The sequence below is a fragment of the Clostridium lacusfryxellense genome, assembly GCF_018861735.1.
GTDB classification, from domain to species: Bacteria; Bacillota; Clostridia; order Clostridiales; family Clostridiaceae; genus Clostridium_AD; species Clostridium_AD lacusfryxellense.
Genome location: NZ_JAHLEB010000017.1, coordinates 65,246 through 86,025 on the forward strand (window position 1 = coordinate 65,246; position 20,780 = coordinate 86,025).

General features: G+C 31.3%; 12 protein-coding genes and 1 pseudogene. 10 read left to right on the forward strand and 3 right to left on the reverse strand.

Annotated elements, in window-relative coordinates; all coding sequences use genetic code 11:
• Window positions 1–70: 70 nt before the first annotated feature.
• Together KPL55_RS11770 and KPL55_RS11775 are read left to right on the forward strand one after the other, a co-directional pair.
• Complete coding sequence (locus KPL55_RS11770) at window positions 71–1,363, forward strand: TRAP transporter large permease (RefSeq protein ID WP_216306912.1); 1,293 nt, start codon at window positions 71–73, stop codon at window positions 1,361–1,363.
• Window positions 1,364–1,637: 274 nt separating this feature from the next.
• Window positions 1,638–2,450 (forward strand): DUF7402 domain-containing protein, encoded by an 813-nt coding sequence (locus KPL55_RS11775; RefSeq protein WP_216306913.1) that lies wholly within the window; start codon window positions 1,638–1,640, stop codon window positions 2,448–2,450.
• Window positions 2,451–2,495: 45 nt separating this feature from the next.
• Here the strand turns inward: KPL55_RS11775 and KPL55_RS11780 are convergent, their stop codons facing one another.
• Window positions 2,496–3,335 (reverse strand): AraC family transcriptional regulator, encoded by an 840-nt coding sequence (locus KPL55_RS11780; RefSeq protein WP_216306914.1) that lies wholly within the window; start codon window positions 3,333–3,335, stop codon window positions 2,496–2,498.
• Between the two features lie 226 nt (window positions 3,336–3,561).
• Here KPL55_RS11780 and KPL55_RS11785 point away from each other — a divergent pair, with 226 nt between their 5' ends.
• Window positions 3,562–4,377 carry a tetratricopeptide repeat protein gene (locus tag KPL55_RS11785; protein ID WP_216306915.1) on the forward strand — a complete coding sequence of 272 codons (816 nt, stop codon included), beginning with the start codon at window positions 3,562–3,564 and terminating at the stop codon, window positions 4,375–4,377.
• Between the two features lie 6 nt (window positions 4,378–4,383).
• Here the strand turns inward: KPL55_RS11785 and KPL55_RS11790 are convergent, their stop codons facing one another.
• Both KPL55_RS11790 and yicI read right to left on the reverse strand, forming a co-directional pair.
• Window positions 4,384–7,257, reverse strand: a complete 2,874-nt coding sequence (locus tag KPL55_RS11790; protein ID WP_216306916.1) for a glycoside hydrolase family 3 protein — start codon at window positions 7,255–7,257, stop codon at window positions 4,384–4,386.
• A 60-nt stretch (window positions 7,258–7,317) separates the two neighbouring features.
• Entirely contained in the window at window positions 7,318–9,645 is a 2,328-nt protein-coding gene (gene yicI / locus KPL55_RS11795; RefSeq protein WP_216306917.1) for an alpha-xylosidase, read from the reverse strand.
• A 360-nt stretch (window positions 9,646–10,005) separates the two neighbouring features.
• On the opposite strand from yicI, the gene KPL55_RS11800 reads away from it, so the two are divergent.
• From KPL55_RS11800 to KPL55_RS11830, 7 genes and pseudogenes are all read left to right on the forward strand, one after another.
• On the forward strand, window positions 10,006–11,685 hold the full coding sequence (locus KPL55_RS11800) for a sensor histidine kinase (protein WP_216306918.1): 1,680 nt from the start codon (window positions 10,006–10,008) through the stop codon (window positions 11,683–11,685).
• Window positions 11,679–13,199 (forward strand): response regulator, encoded by a 1,521-nt coding sequence (locus tag KPL55_RS11805; RefSeq protein ID WP_216306919.1) that lies wholly within the window; start codon window positions 11,679–11,681, stop codon window positions 13,197–13,199. The genes KPL55_RS11800 and KPL55_RS11805 overlap by 7 nt, the downstream gene beginning before the upstream one ends.
• A 27-nt stretch (window positions 13,200–13,226) precedes the next feature.
• A complete protein-coding gene (locus tag KPL55_RS11810; protein WP_216306920.1) occupies window positions 13,227–14,897 on the forward strand; it encodes an ABC transporter substrate-binding protein in 1,671 nt (556 codons plus the stop codon).
• Window positions 14,898–15,079: 182 nt separating this feature from the next.
• Window positions 15,080–16,039, forward strand: a complete 960-nt coding sequence (locus KPL55_RS11815) for an ABC transporter permease (protein ID WP_216306921.1) — start codon at window positions 15,080–15,082, stop codon at window positions 16,037–16,039.
• A gap of 25 nt (window positions 16,040–16,064) precedes the next feature.
• A complete protein-coding gene (locus tag KPL55_RS11820) occupies window positions 16,065–16,967 on the forward strand; it encodes a carbohydrate ABC transporter permease (protein ID WP_216306923.1) in 903 nt (300 codons plus the stop codon).
• A gap of 91 nt (window positions 16,968–17,058) precedes the next feature.
• Window positions 17,059–18,723 carry an ABC transporter substrate-binding protein gene (locus KPL55_RS11825; RefSeq protein ID WP_216306924.1) on the forward strand — a complete coding sequence of 555 codons (1,665 nt, stop codon included), beginning with the start codon at window positions 17,059–17,061 and terminating at the stop codon, window positions 18,721–18,723.
• A gap of 57 nt (window positions 18,724–18,780) precedes the next feature.
• Window positions 18,781–20,685: pseudogene (locus KPL55_RS11830) on the forward strand (DUF8487 domain-containing protein); the annotation flags it as partial.
• Window positions 20,686–20,780: the final 95 nt, after the last annotated feature.

A 20,780-nucleotide genomic window follows, 5' to 3' on the forward strand; every position in this document is an offset into this window, starting at 1 on the left:
TAAATTTAATTCTTGATGAAACAATAACTTGGTAAAACAAACTTGAAGTACATTCAATAGGAGGTAAATTATGGATAGTAATACAATAGCGATTCTTATATTACTCGGAGTATTCTTCGGATTGCTTATAATAAAAGTACCAATCACTTTCGCATTAGGTCTTTCAGCTACTGCAGCAGCAATATATATGGAAATTCCACTAATGTCAATTGTACAACAAATAGGAAAAGGAATTAGTTCATTCTCTTTAATCACTATTCCTTTCTTTATACTAGCAGGAGAGATTATGGGTCAAGGTGGTATTTCTACAAGACTTGTTAACTTTTCAAAAGTAATAGTTGGAAGAATAAGAGGCGGACTAGCTATGGTAGATGTACTTGCTTGTTTATTCTTTGGAGGACTTTCTGGTTCTTCAGTAGCAGATACAACATCTATAGGATCTATTATGATTCCTATGATGGAGCAAGAAGGTTATGATAAAGATTTCGCAGTTTGTGTAACAATAGCTTCAGCGACGCAAGGAGTACTTGTACCTCCAAGTCATAATCTAATTCTTTATTCACTGGCAGCTGGTGGAGTATCAATAAGTAGTTTATTCTTAGCTGGTATTCTTCCTGGAATTGTCCTAGGTGGATCAGTAATGTTGTTTAGTTACTTCATAGCTGTAAAAAGAAAATATCCAGTAAGTGCATCAATCCCTTTTAAACAAAAGATCCATATGTTAAAGGATGGTATTCTTGGTCTATTTACAGCAGTAATTATTATGGGTGGCATTATGTCTGGTATTTGTACTGCTACAGAATCAGCAGCACTTGCAACAGTTTATGCATTTATCATTACGTTCTTTGTATATAAAGATGTACCAATGTCTAGAATGGGAGATATACTTAGAAAATCATTAAAAACAGTTGCAATGGTTATGGGACTTATAGCAGCATCAGCAGCTTTCGGCTGGATGATTGCAATGGTTCAGTTGCCCGCACTCGTAACTAGTGCATTAATAACAATAACAGACAATAAGATAGTAATATTCTTACTTATAAATCTTATATTGCTTGCATTAGGTATGATAATGGACATGGCTCCATTAATTCTTATTGCTACACCAATATTATTACCAGTAGCAATTAGTTTTGGTATGGATCCAATCCAGTTTGGAATTATATTAATGTTAAATCTTGGTATAGGGTTACTTACACCACCAGTTGGTTCAACATTATTCGTAGGTTGCTCTATAGGAAATATATCTATAGAGAAAGTTGTAAAAGCATTATTACCGTTCTATGCAGTTATGGTATTTGTACTACTACTTTTAACTTTTATTCCAGCAATTTCATTATTTATTCCTCACATGTTCGGATAATGATATAAAACGATTTACTTTTTAAGGGAAGCCAAAAATGGTTTCCCTTATTTTTATTTTAAGAATATTATGAATTAAAGGTTAATATGTAACATAGGAATTAACCTTTTTATTAAAAAATCAAATATTTGTATAATTACACAATTGTGTAAATGTAATAGTTATTATAAACTGTAGATATAGAAATACAGGCAAGATTTGAGTGGAAAACAAATAAAGTATTTAATGAGGTAAATTAAATTATATAATCTTATAAAATAAGTGGGGGATAAAAATGAAAATTTTAAAAAATATGTTGAAAATAGAGATAAAGGATGAATCAAACAGTACAATAAGTGAAATTTCTGGGGAAGATGAAATCTCGCTTATATACACAAAAAAGTATAAAGACGGCGATAAAATTTGTTTTACTAAATCATCTGTTAATAAATATATAATCATTAATATAGATAATGAATTATCAGAATCACTAATATATGTTCCGGGAAATACATTAGAATTTTCTATACCATTTGGAGAAGATTCCATACCATATTCACTAAGCACGTTTAAGGACAACACACATACTATTAGTATGCGTATTGCATCGAATGAGGAAGTTTATTCTTATAGAAATCTTGCAGTAAATGTAATGGATCAGCGCGGTGATACAACATATTATCCTCATGTAACCGCAAACGTTGAGACCAGAAATGAGGCAGTATTTGCTGCTCGAAATACAATTGATGGGCAAACTAATAATCAGGGTCATGGGGTATGGCCATTTGAGTCTTGGGGAACTGGGCAAAGAGATGATGCAGAACTTATTGTTGATTTTGGTAGAAAAGTAGAAGTGGATAAAATTGCGTTATACTTAAGAGCAGATTTTCCACATGATACGTATTGGAGCAACTTAACAATAGTATTCTCTGATGGAACTCAAATGGACGTAGATACGATAAAGACAACCGAAGCTCAGTATATCAAGTTTAATAAAAAAAGAGTTAATTGGGTTAAATTGTTGAATTTTAAAATGGCGGACGAACCGGCGGAATTTGCAGCATTAACAGAAATCCAGGTTTATGGAACTGATATTAAAGAGATATAAGTAAAATGTTCCACTATATATTACGTCAATGTAATAATAGTATTATCACTTATGCCTATATCCCATAGGTGCTAGTCCAACATTTTTTTTAAATATCCTGCTAAAATACAGAGGGTTCTGATAACCAATCAAATCACCTATCTCACCAATTGTAAGAGAATTGCCAAGTAATAAATTTTTAGCTTTGTTTATTCTGATATTAGTAATATATTGAGTTGGGGTTTTGCCAGTATAGCTTTTAAAACTTCTAATAAACCAGCAGCAACTAATATTGTGATCATTAGCATAATCTTTTATGCTAATGGTCTTATTAAAGTTGTCATTAAAATATTCTATTGATTCATCTAATAGTTTATTTTGTTTATAGGTTGGAGATTTGGATTCTACTAGATATCGGTAGCACAAGGTAACTAATTCTTTTATGTATAGGTTACATAACTCAAAATATTGTCCTTTAGAAAATTGTAATTCTTTAATAATTTTATCGAAAAGTAATGGAATGTCACCATTAATTCCGACAAAGAAAATCCTCTCATTTAATAAATTGTTGTCTTCTAGAAGTTTAAGAGCATTGTAGCCAGAAAAGTGAAGCCAGTAGATAACTGGAGAAGTTTCATTGCTGTACTGATAACATTGATCTTCACCAGGTAGATATAGGACTATATTACCTTCACTTAGCACTTGTTCTTCACCGTTAATATTGAAAAGAGCAATTCCTTTAGCTACATATAATAACTGATAATCATCTCTTCCACCAGGTCTATAGGTTTTAAATCTTTTTTGTTTAACAAGCTCATACCTTCCACAACTGTTAATTGCTATATCGTATAATGTATTTACTATATCCTCAAATTCATTTTTAAAAAATCCTACTAACATTTTCATAATTAAAAATCTCCAATATACTAGATTATAAAGAATAATAAATAATATTAAAAATCTACCTTTTTAATATTATCTCTTAAAATACTCTTAGTGTCTATAGTCATTAGATTTTTATATAAACTTGTTATGCGAGAGTTATCAGCTTATTGCAATTTATTAGTTTAGTGAGTTATAATAAATATGTAGTTATAATTAATATTTAAGACAGAAGATGGGGGTAATAAAAATGAACATTAAAAAATATACGAATATTGTTGTTGTTATTTTATCATTAGTTATATTTATAGCTTACAGTAAATTAATAGCGATTGTTTTACTTATTGGATATGTTGTATATAAGAGTTTTGCAACAATTATCTACTATATTGGTAGCAATAAATATAAAAGAAATCAAATTGATGAGGCTTATAATTACTTTGAAAAGGCCTATAATATAAATAATTCCCCAATGAAAATAAAATTGTATTACATATATTATTTGTTGCTTAGAGGTGATTTGGACAAATCAGATAAATTATTAAAACAACTTTCACAGAATAAATTAACAGATGATGATGAAATTAGCATAAAACTTAATATGTCAATTGTTATGTGGAAGAAGAATAATATAGATGAAGCAGTTATTATACTTATGGAATTATATGAAAAATATAAAACCACTATTATATATCAAAATTTAGGGTATTTTTTAATTTTGCAAAATAAATATGATAAAGCTCTTGAGATGAATCTTGAGGCATATGATTATAACTCTACCAATGCAGGTATATTGGACAACCTAGCAACTTCTTATTGTATGTTAGGTGAATATGATAAGTCTTTAAAAATATATGAGGAATTAATGCTAGAAAAGCCTACTTTTCCTTCAGCTTATTATTACTATGCATCTACATTATTACATTTAAATAAAACTGAAGAAGCACTCCAAAACTTAAATCAAGCTTTAAAGTGCAACTTTACATTTTTGAGTGCTATTTCAAAAGAAGAGATAGAAGCTAAAATAACTGAAATAGAAAGTTCAACAAAATTATTAGTTAAATAGTATTTCTTATTTATTTATAAAGCGAAACCAACTCATATTTAATTGACCATTTATTATAAGAAAAACTTTGTGAATACCAGTTATAGGACTTATATTGCAAGAGGTAGTAATATAAGTTTTCATGTCAAGGCCAGCGGGAACGTTACATGTTCCAACAATTGGTCCATCAAGTTTATCAAGTCTTACTTCAATATCAGCATTCGCGAGTACATTAGATACTCTTGCTTCAAAAGAGGATACACCATTTCTCAAATCACTATTACCAAAATTAACGTCATCAAACATAATAAAACTATTTGTTTTTTTAGTGTGTACGCTAGTACCACCTTCAAAACACTCATCTAGGATAATTCCATTGTAATCATCGTAGTTTTCTGCTCTTGTAACTTTAGTAAGGTATCTAGGAGGGATTATCTCACCTTCAATTTTAATAGTTTGGCTTAGTTTAATGTTTTGAGACGAATTGCCAATGGAAATCTCATAATCGCCAGTCTCCACGCAAAATACCGATCTTGTTACATCCCAAAAAGAAAAATCTGAGTCGCATAATGAGAAATTAATAGTTTTAAACTCTTTTGCTAAGAGATGTATTCTACTAAAACCTTTTAATTCCTTAAAGGGTCTTTTAACTCTAGATAATTTAGAACTTATATACATTTGAACTACTTCATCACTATCAGTGGAACCAGTATTTTCAACTTGAACACTAACATCAATATGACCATCAGATTTTTGAAGAAATAGATCACTATACCCAAAAGTTGAGTACGTTAACCCATAGCCGAAGGGGTATAAGGGCGTTTGATCAAAATACATATACGTCCTTTTGCTTTTTATAATATCGTAATCTAGCATATAGGGTAGTTGCTCTAGTGATTTATACCAGGTCATGTTTAATTTACCAGATGGGCTATAGTCACCAAATAAAACGTCAGCAATCGCATTACCAAGTTCTTGTCCACCAGGCGCTGAATATATTATCGCCGGGATATTATCATTTTCCCAATTTATTGCATAGGGATAACTTCCAACTATTACAACTATGGTGTTAGGATTAGTCTTATAAACTGCTTCTATAAGGTCCTGTTGAGCCTTAGGTAAGGCTATATCTTCTCTATCATTTTCTTCTTTACCATTAATCATAGGATTATTTCCAACAACAACTATTGCAACTTCTGCAGTTTTTGCAGCTTCAACTGCTTCTTTTATACCGTCGATAACAATGGTTTTTCTAAAACTCTCAATATTAATAGATTCATCTTCCTCAACTTTTGATTGATTAACGTTAACAGAAAGTATATTGCTTGAAAGAGTTATGTTTTTGCCATCCCATGTTTTAAGTGAATAAGAGAATCTGCTAATATCTTCAAGTTCTAAATTATACAGTTCTTTAACAAACCAACCAAAAGCCTCAGCTGAAGATGCAGTTATTACTCCATCATCATTAGTTGTAAGAAATTTATCATTTCCTATTGATTTTAATGTAGAGCTACCCCAGCCCCAATCTGAGAGTTCAAAAGTTTCATTTGCCGTTACTACGTCTTTATTCGCAATTACTAAATTATGATTTGAGGCATCAACAGATAAATACTTTTCTCTAGATATTGATTTTAAAGTAATTTGGTCATAACCGTTTACATGGATTACTTCGCTAGTAGGTAATTTACTTTTAATTCCTTGTAGAGGAGTCACCTTGTATGGATGAACTCCACAATACCAATCCTTATAAACTACATCACTAAGAGGTCCTATAACTGCAACCTTGTTTAACTTATCTTTATTTAATGGAAGAATGTTATTTTCATTTTTTAATAATACAATAGCTTCTTGAGCGGCCCTTTTAGCTAGTTCATTATGTTTTTCTGAGCAAATAACTGATGAACTTATTTTTGAGTATGGATTTAACTCGTCAGGGTCAAATTGACCAAGTCTAAAGCGTACTTTGAAAATATTAAAGATAGCTTTATCTATTTCAGATTCTAAAATTAAACCTCTATCAAAGGCCTCCTTAGTTGATTTCATTACGAGGGTAACGTCATCTGTAAAACAATCAACACCACTTTTAATGGCTGTAGCCATAGTCTCTGCGTGTGTTTCGTAATATTTATGAAACTCTACAGTTTGGCTCATATCACCACCATCACATACTACAAAACCACGTAGACCCCATTCATCTTTTACTACATTTTGTACTTCAGGATTTAGGATACATGGAGTTCCATTTATAGAATTATACGCAGTCATCATTGAATAGGCACCGCCTTCAACAAAGGCAGGTTTAAAAGCTTTTAAGTAATATTCTTGTTTATTACGTGGGTCTATGCTAGAAGAACACCAAATTCTACCTTCTTCATTATTATTAGCGTAGAAATGTTTTGGAGCTGCTGCCATTTTTAAATAAAAGTCATCATATCCTTGCATCCCACGAATTAAACCAGAGGAAAGTTTACCTGTTAAATAAGGGTCTTCACCATATGCTTCCTCTGTTCGTCCCCACCTAGGATCCCGTTCCATATCAATAGTCGGAGCCCAAAGGGTTAGGCCACCTTTTTCACCGTTCTTCTTGTAATATGCCCTTGCCTCATCTCCAATTGCAGATCCTATTTCCTCAAGCAAACTTGGATTCCAACTGCAAGCAAGTCCAATAGGTTGTGGGAATACTGTTGTAATATTTGAAGGGGACACTAAACCATGAGCAGCTTCACCGCCTACGCTGTATTCTTTTATGCCCAATCGCGCTACGGATGCTTGGCGAGTTGGCAATAGACTTATTTTCTCATCTATTGTTAGTCTAGAAACAAGATCATGTACTCTTGTTTCTAAACCTAAACTTGTGTCCCAATATGGGTGATTATTTACGAGCTTGTTATTTTTCAACATAAGATCACTCCAATTCATATTTGATTGTTGTATCTTCCATAAGGTTACTTCCATATATAGCTATTTAATTTTGCAGATTATTTCTTTAGCGTTTTTATCAATTATTAATATTGTACCAAGTATATGAACCGCTGTAGTAGCAGCAATAGTAGCCTCAATATTAAATAAACCTCTAAGCAAAATACTCCATGATTTATCGCTGCCACTTGACTTAATGTTTATATCATTTTTATTTTTGATTATAGAAACATTTAATTCAGGTTTTCCATCAATATTATAAATAGTGGTTGAAGTTGGAACGTTATTTTCAAGTTCAAAAACGTGAAGAAGGGCATCATCTACGTAATCATAATCAGGCTTCCGATTTTCACTACCAATAGCTATTATTGAATTTGGCTTAACAAGTAAAGGTAAACTCATATAATTATGTGTTTCTTTTCTCCAAGATCCACCAATGATTGTTTCATTAGTTATAAAGTTTGTCCAATTGCCAATAGGAAGGTAGTATGAAGCATTTCCTTTCTCATTAAATATAGGAGCAACTAATAACGAGTCACCAAGCATATATTGACGGTCTAAGAAAGCACAAGTTGGATCCTCCTGAAAATCTAGAATCATAGCCCGCATTACTGGTATACCGCTTTGAGCAGTTTCACAAGCGTTCTTAAATATATAAGGCATTAGGCTGCATTTAAGTTTTGTGAAGAATCTAACAACATCGCAAGCTTCATCATCATAAACCCAAGGAACTCTATAAGAGGTACTACCATGCAAACGGCTATGAGAAGATAATAATCCAAAAGCTGCCCAACGTTTATAAACATCAGCTGAAGAAGTGCTTTCAAAGCCACCGATATCATGACTCCAGAAACCAAATCCAGACATACATAATGATAATCCGCCACGAAGGCTCTCGGACATTGATTCATAATCTGCAGAGCAGTCCCCACCCCAATGAACTGGAAATTTTTGTCCTCCAACTGTAGCAGATCTTGCAAACAAGGCTGCCTTACCCTCTCCAAATCTATCTTTAAGCACATTAAATACTACTTCATTGTAAAGTAATGTATAATAATTGTGCATTTTAATAGGATCAGCACCATTAAAATATTTTATATCCTGCGTTGGAATACGTTCACCGAAATCAGTTTTAAAACAGTCAACGCCCATATCAACTAAAGCGTGAAGTTTGCTAGCATACCATGTAGAGGCATCAGGATTTGTAAAATCAACAATCGCCATTCCAGGTTGCCACATATCCCATTGCCATACGTCTCCATCACTTTTTTTAATTAAATAACCATTTTTCATTCCTTCATCAAAAAGTTTTGATTCTTGAGCAATATATGGGTTTATCCAAACACAAATTTTTAATCCTTTTTCTTTTAATCTTTTAAGCATATTTACTGGATCAGGGAAAACACGAGAATCCCATTCAAAATTACACCACTGAAAATCCTTCATCCAAAAACAATCAAAATGGAATACATGAAGGGGTAAATCTCTTTCTGCCATACCATCAACAAAGCCTGTTACTGTTTTTTCATCGTAATTTGTTGTGAAGGAAGTAGTTAACCATAAACCAAAGGTCCAAGCTGGGGGCAATGCAGGTTTTCCTGTAAGACTAGTATATTTTTGTAAAACTTCTTTTAAAGTAGGACCATTGATTACAAAGTATTCAAGGTATTCACCGGGAACACTAAACTGAACACTTGTAACTTTTTCAGAACCAACCTCAAAAGAAACACATTCAGGATGATTAACAAAAACACCATAGCCTTTATTAGTTACATAAAAAGGAATGTTTTTATATGATTGATCAGTACTTGTACCACCATCTTCATTCCACATATCAACAGTTTGACCGTTTTTGATAAAGGGAGTAAAGTGCTCACCTAAACCATAAACTAATTCTCCAACTGATAAATTTAATTGATCCCTCATGAAATTTCCATCATCTTTTGTCTGAATGTAAGCGGAATTCCTATTTCCACTACTCGTAAGTTTTTCTACTCCATTATAAAAATCTATGGACCAATCACCAGCCTTGGGAATTTTAACGCTTAAGTTACCAGTTTTTAAACTTGTAAAATCATCATTGTTGATTATATTAACTTTTTCATCTTCATCAATCTCAATTTTAAATTCAGGTGATTTTTTATTTAATCCCTTAAAATGAAAAATTTGTACACGAATAACATCTTCCATAGGTGAGGATAACTTCACTGTTAAGACAGGTCCACCTAAGGTATCACCACGATGATTTATGACTCTTGTGGTAGCTAATGTGCTTATAGATTTATCGTCATTTATTACATTATATACTTGGGCAGGACTATATGTATCAATGCCTTCCTTATTTAACCAACATCCATTACTAAATTTCATAATTTCACTCCTCTTACTATTAATATATATTGGTTTAATTATATAACGTTTACATAAAGCCGTATACAGTGTATATTTAAGGTGATTTCATATAAAAATTAGACATTATATTCATTAGAGGATATATTATTAATAGTTAATATTTATCAAAATTGTTTAGTTTTTATAAAAATTATAGGACTATATTAAAACATGAAGTATAATAAAGTAAATATAAAAGGAAAGGTAATCAATATGAAAATACGAAATAAAATACTTTTTTTAATTAATAATATGAAAATAAGGAGAAAATTGATATTAGTTTATATAATAGCTGTAGTGATCCCAGTTATAATTGTTAGCAGTTATTTAACGTTAACAATGAGAAATATGGTTATGAATAGAGCTATAAATGAAGCATCAACTAATACTGATAGAATACAGTTTAGACTAAATGAGGTTTTAAAAATAGCAACTGACGTTTCAGATAGATTATATTTTGATAAAGGACTAGCTAATATTGTGTTAAAGGATTACAGTGATGATAGATTTGCAGTAGTAAGTGCTTATAATAACTATCAAGTTTTTGATGAATATCTGCGTTATTATCAAGAACTACAAAGTGTTAGATTTTACGTTAACAATCAGACAATGTTAGATAACTCTCAATTTATTAAGACCACAGCAGGTGTACAAAACACTGATTGGTATAAGAAAACTATAAAAAGCGATGGTAGAGTAACTTGGCAATACATTTATGATGATTATGGTAAGCAAAAATATTTGAGCCTTACAAGGCTTATTAAAATGGGCGAGGTTAAGGATTGGTGTGTTTTGGTTATTAATGTAAGTGATACATATTTAAATTCAATAATTAAGGATGAGCCCTATGAATCTATAGGGGCTATAGATGATGGAAAAGTGGTTATGGCCCTTAATAATAAAATAAAAGGAAATAAAATTAAAAGTTTGGAATCAATTAATCTAAAAGTAAATCTTCAAAATGATAATGAAGAAATTGTATATAATGGCATACCATCTATGGTGATTACCAATAGTTTTTTGCCTAATAGGACCTCAAACAAATTTCAAGTATTTAGTATAATACCAATTAATAAAATTGTAAATGATGCAAATAAAGCAAGTATGAATGGAATTATTATAATGACCTTTAGTTTAGTAATATCAATTACATTAATTATGCTTTTAACAAAAGTTCTAAGTAATAGGATTATAGTGCTCAGAGGAGATATGCATAAGGTAGTACTTGGTGATTTTGATATTGGTAAAAATATTGAGGGAACAGATGAAATCGGTGAATTGCATACAGATTTAACTATTATGATTGAAAGTATAAAACAATTAATACACGAGGTATATGAAGAAAAATTACTTAAAGAACAATTGAGTAACCGGCAAAGAGAAGTAAAGTTTAAAATGCTTGCGAGCCAGATTAATCCACATTTTTTGTACAATACATTAGAAACTATTCGTATGAAAGCTCATTGTAATGGTCAACATGAAATAGCTAATATTATAAAAATATTGGCCAAGCTTATGAGAAGAAATCTTGAAGTTACAAATAAGGTAGTATCTTTAGAGTCAGAGGTAGAGCTTATGGAAAATTACCTTATTATACAAAAGTTTAGATTTGGTGAAAGGATAAATTTTGAAATAAATATACTTTGTGATATAAAAAAATATAGAGTAATTCCATTATTATTTCAGCCCATAGTAGAAAATGCTTTTGTTCATGGCCTCGAAACAAAAGAGGGCGAATGTAAATTAATTATTAATATAGAGAGGAATGAAAATGACTTACTTATATCGGTAATTGATAATGGTGTTGGAATAGAAGAGAACAAATTAATTATAATCAATGGAAAATTAAATAATTTTAATGAGGATGATGAGCAAAGAATTGGTTTATGTAACGTAAATCAAAGAATAAAACTACTTTATGGCGAACATTATGGAGTAGTAATAGAAAGTGAAAAGAATGAGGGGACGATAGTTGTAATTAATTTACCAATAGATAAGGAGGGGTTTATCAGGTGTTAAAGGTATTGTTAATTGACGATGAACCAATTGTGAGAGAGGGGCTAAAAACTATAATAAATTGGGAGGAGAATGGGTTTTTTATTTGTGGTGAAGCAGTTGATGGGAGGACCGGGCTCAATAAAATATTATGTCTAAAGCCTGATTTAGTATTAATGGATATAAGAATGCCAGGTATAAATGGAATTGATGCTATTAAAAAAGCAAAAGAGGATGGTTACAAAGGTAAATTTATAATTTTAAGTGGATATTCAGATTTTAAATATGCTCAGAGTGCTGTTAGATTAGGTGTAAGCTCATATATTTTAAAGCCCATTGATGAGCTAGAACTAATAGAATCAATTAAATCTATTGCTCTTGAAATATCTAATGATGTTACTCATAAAAAATGCATGGATATGGGTGAAAAACAATTAAAAGATGATATTCTTAGAAACATAGTTATGAAAAGCGTAAGTATAAATAATCTCTTAATTCAATCTTATAATTTAAATTTTGAATTTGATTATTTTGAGTTCATAATCATAGATACAACTTCAGATGAAAATTTCCGAATTATAGCTAACTATTTTTGCAATTGCGAAAATGCTGATGTTTTCAAAATAGAGGATAGGCCAGTTTTAATATTTAAAGGTTATAGCGATATTAATGAATCAAATATAATACAGAATCTTTATAAGGAATTACTAAGGGCAAATGAAAGTATGTTTATTGCAATAGGTAGATTAATTAAAAGTATTGAGGAATTATCTATTTCATATAAGGATGCAGTAGGAATTTTGAATAATAGGTTTCTTTATGAGGAACTTCATATTGTCCATTTTGAAGATATAATATGTGTTAATGAAAATGTAGTTATTAAAAGTATAGATAATAATATGCGAGATATGTCTTATCATTTTGAAAGGTTATATACAGCAATTGAAGTTGGTGATATAGAAAAAATAAATAAGATAACAGCAGAAGTAGGAGACTATTTTAGAAAACAAAAGTATACATCTGAAAAGATTAAGGGGATATGCGTAAATATGGTTTCTGGAATAATTGAGAAAACTATTTTAAACTATGAGGAATTTAAAAATAACCCTGTAAATGAATCAATTATAGGTAGGGAAATTTATAATACTATTAGTTTACAAAAGCTGATATTGTATATTAATAATGAATTTATATTAATATCGAATAAAATTTGTAATACTTCACCACAAAATACAATGAAAAGAATATTAAATTATATTGAAAAAAACTACTATAAAGATCTAAAACTTGAGTTCTTAGCTGAAATATTTTGTTACAATAGTGCTTACCTTGGTAAAATGTTTAAAAACTATACAGGTGAAGGATTTAATGGTTATCTTGATAAAATACGGATGGAAAAAGCTAAATTACTATTAGAACAGGGAGAGCTTAAGGTTTATCAGGTATCAGAAAAAGTTGGATACAAAAGCATAGATTATTTTTATAGTAAATTTAAAAAACATTTCGGTGTTAGTCCAAAAAAAATTATGAATGTATAAGGGCTTTTATTTTGAGGAGGAGTGGTCATGAAGAGGGCCTTGAGCATTTTTGTGGTAATTACGATTTTTATATCAGTGTTCACAAGTTACAATTTATTAAAGGGCAAAGAAAGTAAAGATGATAATGAGAAGGCTACTAATAATAAGCCAATAACACTTACCATGTATTCACAAGATCCAAATGGAGATGAAGATGGATTTCAAAATCCAGTGGCAAAAGAGATAACAAAAGCAACAGGTGTTACTTTAAAAATACGATATCCAGTTGGAAATGTAGCAGAAGATATAAGTTTAATGATAGCTAGCAAGGAATATCCAGATTTGGTATTTTCAAAAGGAGAGCAGCTTAATCAATTAGTGTCAGCATCTTCTCTGATTGACCTTACTCCATTAATAGATAAATTTGGACCAAATATAAAAAAACTTTATGGGAATTACATGAATAGAAATAAATATAGCATAAATGATAAATCAATATACACATTAGGATCAAGTGCGGTCACTAGCGGCAAATTGGAGCCGGTAATGGGTTTTGAACTTCAACATGCAGTTGTAAAGGAACTCGGCTATCCCAAAATTGAAACTGTTAAGGATTTTGAGAATGCAATTTTTACGTATAAACAGAAACATCCTACCATTAATGGGAAGAAGACTATAGGGTTATCATTAATAGCAAGCGAATGGAGATGGAATATAGGAATTGGTAATGGTGCTGGTTTTGCAACTGGAGCGCCAGATGATGGAAATTGGTATATCGATCCCGTAACATTCGATGCTGTATATAGATTTACTAGAAGTAGTGAGAAAGAATATTATAGGTGGCTTAACCATATGAATAGCATAAATCTTATAGATCCTGATAGTTTTGTTCAAAAATATGATCAGTATTTAGCTAAGATAGCCGATGGAAATGTACTTGGTTTAATTGATGCTAAATGGGATTATTCGGGAGGTGAGAATAAACTTAATGTTGACAAATCATATGAGAGAACTTATGGAATGTACCCAGTTCAACTAGATAAAAGTACGACAAGTGCAGATTTTAGAGAGTATGGTTATAGTGGTGGTTGGGGTTTTGGGATAACAGCGAACTCCGAGCATAAAGAAGATGCTATGAAGTTTATTGATTGGATGTCTTCGGATACTGCACAGATATTAAATAATTGGGGTATTGAGGGGATTAACTACAAGACAATAAATGGAAAAAGAGAGATAACAGATGAAGAATGGGAAAAAAGAAATAATGATGAAAACTACCCCAGGGAGACAGGAGTAGGTGTTTATAGTTATCCATTCCCATCACGAGGGATTGGTAAAAAAGATTCTAGTGGGCAGTTTTACATTCCGAGTAATGCCCAGAATATTATGAAAAACTATAACCCTGTGGAGAAAGAGGTTTTAAGTGCTTATGGTAAAGCCATGTGGCGAGATTTTTATCCAGCATCAAAAGATTTACCAGCATCTTCTTGGGGGATGGGTTTTATGATTAATATACCAAGTGACTCAGATATAGCACTAATAATGCAAAAATGCACTTATGTAATGGAGAAAGGTACAATAAAAGCAATTATGGCTAAACCTTCAGAATTTGATGGGATATGGGACAATTTAATGAAAGAGCTAGAAGAAAATGAAGTAGATAAGATGAATAAGCATTTTACAAAACTAGTTAAAGAGAGAGTAGAAATGTGGAAATAAGCAATGATGTTTAATTATAAGATATATATATTGTTAAAATAAACCTGATAGGATGAGTTGATCCTATCAGGTTTATTTTATTTAATAACTAATTTTTAATGTAATTTACATTGAATTTTTACAGTATACGTTTACAGATTATGGTTCTATAATTAGAGTATGACAGGGGAGGAGTGCTAAACATGGAGGTACTAGTTAAGGCAAAAAAAGAAAAGAAATTGAAGAGTAAAAAGAAAAAAATTACTTTAAAATTATTATTAGAACAAAAGTATTTAATGATTATGTCTTTTCCATTTGTAATATGGGCAATTGTTTTTGCATATGTGCCACTTTGGGGATGGACAATGGCTTTTCAAGATTATAAACCTAACTTAACTTTTTTAAATCAAAAATGGGTAGGGCTCAAGCACTTTAAGGTGCTATTCGCTGAAGATACGTTTAGAGAAGTAATGAGAAATACACTAGGTATGAGTTTACTTAATATAACATTCGGATTTGCTATACCAATAATATTTGCACTTTTATTAAATGAATTAAAAATAATTAGATTTAAAAAAATGGTTCAAACTATATCGTATTTACCTCATTTTGTATCATGGGTAATAGCAGCTAGCATAATTACTTCTATGCTTTCACCAGAGGGAGTTGTTAATGCAGTGCTCCTAAAAGTAGGTATTTTAGATACCCCCATAAGTTTGCTAACTCATCCCAAAATGTTCTGGAGTATTTCAACAATTGCTGGTATATGGAAGGAAACAGGCTGGGGAGCTATAATTTATTTAGCGGCTATTTCTGGTATAGATCAATCAATTTATGAGGCGGCAAAAGTAGATGGAGCTAATAGATTCGATCAGATGTGGCATGTTACGCTTCCAGGTATTAGACCAACTATTATGGTTATATTGGTTCTAAGTATAGGGAATCTTATAAATATAGGTTTTGAGCAACAGTATTTGTTACAAAATCCTCTTGTAATGAGTCATTCACGTACATTAGATTACTACGTGCTAGGATATGGAATACAAATGTATAGATATTCTTTTGGTACGGCGATTGGTATATTCAAGTCAGTTGTAAGTGTTGTACTGTTACTACTTGCAAATAACTTTGCTAAAAAAATAGGTGAAGGAAGAGTTATGTAAATAGCTATAAGTAAGGAGGTTTATTATGAAAATGAAAAAAGGAAACAGTAAGTTATATGATATTTTTATATATTTATTTATGATTTATATACTTATAGTAACGCTATATCCGTTTTTAAATGTTGTGGCTATTTCATTTAATGAATCAGCAGATACCGTAAAAGGTACGTTATTTGTTATTCCTAGAAAATTCACATTACAAAACTATGTAACTATATTTAGTAGTGCAAATAATAATTTACTACATGCTTTCTTTATATCTGTTGCAAGAACAGTCATAGGAACTGTTTCGGGAATTATGGCTTCTTGTATGCTAGCGTATACGCTTAGTAGACAAGATTATGTATTTAGAAAACCTATTGCAATTATATTTGTAATAACTATGTATGTATCAGGTGGGATGATTCCAGCATACATGCTAATTAGGAACTTAGGTCTTTTAGGAAGTTTCTGGGTATATGTAATTCCAGGTCTTATAAGTGTGTTTAATGTAATTGTTATTAGATCCTTTATGGAAGGATTACCTATATCACTTCAAGAGTCTGCACGTATAGATGGTGCAAATGACTTAGTAATATTTTATAAGATTGTAATGCCATTATGCCTTCCTGTAATTGCTACTATATCATTATTTATTGCAGTAGGGCAATGGAATTCCTGGTTTGATACTTATCTTTATGCAGGTGGAAATGCATCATTAAGTACACTGCAATTTGAACTTATGAAAATACTTGATAATACAAATGCTGCAAGTGGACAGTCTGCTAGTATGAGGGATCCAAATGGTAGAGCAATTACCAATATGGTATCACCAATTTCAATAAGAATGGCAGTAACAATAGTTGCAACCGTTCCAATATTGCTAGTATATCCTTTTGTTCAGAAATATTTTGTAACTGGTCTAACATTAGGTGCTGTAAAAAGTTAGTGGTTATTCTGTTTGATTCTCTAATGGATCAAATTAATAATAAATCGAATTAATAACAAATGTACCATAAAGAAATAATAGGGGGTAAATCATGAAGAAATTAAAAATTTATAGTATTCTCTTAACAATGACGGTAGCATCATCTTTATTTTATGGATGTAAGCAAACAACAAAAGAAACAGTGGCTCCATCAAAAGTAGGAGATAAGTCTCCAATAACAATTACATTTTATAATGCAGATGCAAACCCAAAAGGAACTGGATTCTCAGATGCTGTAGCTAAAAAAATTACAGAAAAAACTGGCGTAACTTTAAAAATTGAGGCGCCTGTAGGTGGGAGTAATGCAAGGATACCACTTATGATTGCTAGTTCAGATTATCCAGACATGATTTATGCTAAAGGTGATACTAACAAATTAGTTGATGCTGGAGCATTAATTAAATTGGATGATTACATTAAAAAATCACCTAACATAAGTTCTATTTATGGTGATTTTTTCAATAGACTTAAATATAGTGTTGAGGATCCATCAATTTACACATTAGGAGCATATGGAGTTGGAGCTAAATTATGGGCACCTAATTCTATGTTTCAAATTCAACAAGCAGTATTAAAGGATCAGGGATATCCAAAACTTAAAACATTAGCAGATTTTGAAAAAGCAATAACAGATTACAAAGCAAAATACCCTACAATTAACGGACAAAAAACTATAGGATTATCATTATGTGCGGATGATTGGAGATGGCTTATAACAGTTGGAAATCCAGTAGGCAGCGCTTTAGGTCACCAAGATGATGGTGAATGGATTGTTGATGCTAAAACTCATGTAGCAACATACAAATTTATGGCAACAAAAGCTAGAGAATATTATAAATGGTTAAATAGTATGAATGCAAAGGGTCTACTTGATCCAGAATCATTTACTCAGAAATATGATGCTTACAAATCAAAATTAGCAACTGGTAGAGTTTTAGCTTTGACAGATTCGCCTTGGGATTTTCTTGAACCTGCTACTGCTTTAGTTAAAGATAATAAAGCAGATAGAACTTGGGCACCACAACCAATTACATTAGATGAAACAATTACAAATGCAGGTATGAGAGATGTTGGATATAGCGGTGGATGGGGAGTTGGAATTACTACTGCGGCTAAAAATCCACAAAGAGTTGTGGATTTTCTAGAATTTTTATCATCAGATGAGGGCCAAGTACTTACTCATTGGGGTATTGAAGGTGTAAATTATACAGTTGAGAATGGTAAAAGAGTTCGTTCAGAAGCGGAACAAACTAAGAAAAATACAGATCCTGATTATGTTATCAATAGTGGTGTAGGAGCATATTCTTATCCGTTCCCAGAAAGAGGAGATGGACTTATGGATAAAACAGGAAGTCCTTATACTACAAATACTACTGACAGTATAATAAAGAACTATAATGTAGCCGAAAAAGAAACTTTAAAAGCTTATGGGGCTACAATGTTTAAGGATTTATTCCCAGCATCTACAGACATATCAGATTATGGTGCTGCATTCCAAACGTCAATGCCAACAGGATCAGATATGGAAATTAATTTTAAAAAAGCAGAGGATTATTGTCAGGCAAATGTTCCGAAAGCAGTGTTAGCATCACCTGAAAAATTCGATGCTGTTTGGGATGAAATGCAAGTACAACTTAAGAAAATAGGAATGGAAAAGACAGCAGCAGAGTATAGTAAGCTTTTACAAGATAAAGTAAAATTATGGGAAGAAAAATAAATAATTAAAGCTAAAGAGGACAAGGAAACTTGTCCTCTTTAGATATTATAATCTGTTAAAACTTTTCTTAGAGGAAAACATGATGGTTTAATTTTTCCACTAACGGGATTTGCGCCTACAACTGTTAATGAGTGGATAAGAGTACTTAAAATTTCAAAATCTTATGGAATAAACCACTATAGATTTCATACCTGTTGTCCTCCAGAGGCTGCTTTTGTTGCTGCTGATATAATTGGTATTTATATGGAGCCAGAACTACCGTTTTGGGGAACTATTACTGATGAAAATGACGAAAAGCATAACCAAGCAGAGCAAGATTATTTAATAAGTGAGGGTTTTTCTATTTTAAAGAATTTTGGAAATCATGTTTCTTTTGTTATGATGTCTCTAGGAAATGAGCTTTGGGGGAGCCAGTATAGAATGAATAAAATATTAAGTGCATACAAGGAATTCGATAATCGCCATCTTTATACACAAGGATCAAACAACTTTCAATTTACCCCGGTTATACTTGAAAATGATGATTTTTTTTGTGGAGTTAGACTTTCAAAAGAGCGACTTCTACGCGGATCTTATGCTATGTGTGATGTACCTCTAGGTCACGTCCAAACAGATATGCCAAGCACAATGAAAGACTATGATGAAAATATTTCGGGTAATAGTAATGAATTTACAACAAATATTCCTATTATATCTCATGAAATAGGACAATATGAAACGTATCCGAGCTTTAATGAAATAACAAAATACACTGGTCCTTTAAAGGCAAGAAATTTTGAAGTATTTAAGAAACGGCTTGAAGAGAAAGGTCTAAGTGACTTAGCAGAAAAGTATTTTAAATGTTCGGGTAGACTTGCGGTTGCATGTTATAAGGAAGAATTAGAGGCGACATTTAGAACAAGAAAGCTAGCAGGTTTTCAGCTTTTAGATTTGCAGGATTTTAGTGGACAGGGAACAGCTTTGGTGGGGGTCTTAGACGCTTTTATGGATTCAAAAGAATTAGTTTCTAAAGAGGAGTGGTCTAATTTTTGCTCAGATGTCGTGCTGATGGCTAGATTTGATAAATATAATTATAACGCAGAGGAATGTTTTAATACACATGTAGAGCTTTGTTATTACAAAAATACTCCATTAACTAATCTTATGTTACTTTGGGAACTTAAGGATAATGATACTATATATGAAAAGGGGACTGTTCAAGTATCAAAGGTTAATAAAGAAAACTACATTGAAATTTGCGATATTAGTTTAAAAATGCCAGCTGTAACATCAATGAAAAAGCTGACATTATCACTTGAAATAAAGGAGATAAATGCTGAAAAAAACTATGATCTATGGGTTTATCCAAAGGAGATTGCTGTTGACATAGAAAGATCAAAAATGGAAGGAATAAATATAGTAGATAGCTTATCTCAGGGAACAATTGAACTGCTTGAAAAAGGTCAAAATGTATTGCTCTGTCCAAATCTTTCTGTATTAGAGAGCTCAGAGATTGAAAACTCAATCAAAGGAGTTTACTGTGTGGATTTTTGGTGTTATCCGATGTTTCGCTTTATTTCTCAAAGTGCCAATAAAGAAATACCAGTGGGTACAATGGGTTTACTAATTGATAATCTACACCCTATTTTTAAGTGCTTTCCATGCGCGGAATATTCAACATATCAGTGGTGGAGTATAATAACAAACTCACGCTCAATTATATTGGATGATCTACCAAGCAATTTTAGACCTATAGTTTCAACAATAGATAATTTTGAGCGTAATCATAAAATGGGATTTTTGTTCGAATGTAATGTATTAAATGGAAAGTTATTAGTTTGTGCTTGTGATTTTGAAAAAACAATTGAATATGCTGAAGGAAAACAGTTTATATACAGCATTTTAAATTACTTTTCGTCTAAGGAATTTAGTCCAAATATTGATATTAGTATATCAAAACTTCAAAAGATATTGGGGAGCTAAAATATTATAAATGAAAAGACACTATATTATAAAATACGATATTGTATCATTTTGTGTATGTTATAGTCAATAATATGTATTTAAAAACATATTAA